Annotated in this window: 2 tRNA genes and 1 rRNA gene; all 3 read right to left on the bottom strand. The window is 45.5% G+C overall.

The window, feature by feature from the left end:
* Positions 1-4 precede the first annotated feature (4 nt).
* Positions 5-80, bottom strand: a tRNA-Lys gene (locus tag AC6CHV_RS26370).
* A gap of 30 nt (positions 81-110) precedes the next feature.
* Positions 111-185 (bottom strand) — tRNA-Val (locus AC6CHV_RS26365).
* A gap of 8 nt (positions 186-193) precedes the next feature.
* Positions 194-309: ribosomal RNA gene (rrf, locus tag AC6CHV_RS26360) — 5S ribosomal RNA — on the bottom strand.
* Positions 310-393: the final 84 nt, after the last annotated feature.

Raw genomic sequence — 393 nt, 5'->3', positions numbered from 1 at the left:
TAAATGGTGAGCCATGAAGGACTCGAACCTTCGACCCTCTGATTAAAAGTCAGATGCTCTACCAACTGAGCTAATGGCTCGTACATAATAAAATTTGTACAATTTGAAAATGGTGGAGGATGACGGGATCGAACCGCCGCCCCCTGCTTGTAAGGCAGGTGCTCTCCCAGCTGAGCTAATCCTCCAAATTCTAGCCTAGCGACGTCCTACTCTCACAGGGGCAATGCCCCAACTACCATCGGCGCTGAGAAGCTTAACTTCCGTGTTCGGTATGGGAACGGGTGTGACCTTCTCGCCATCGTCACTAGACTATTAAAAGAACATTTCCTATTATAATCTCTTTTCGAGATTAATCAAGAGGAAATTCATTCCTTCAAAACTAGATAACGTACT

It is taken from the genome of Ferdinandcohnia sp. GQ5 (assembly GCF_059759275.1).
The sequence above is the reverse complement of the archived record's forward strand: the minus strand, read 5'-3'. Positions and strand labels throughout refer to the sequence as shown.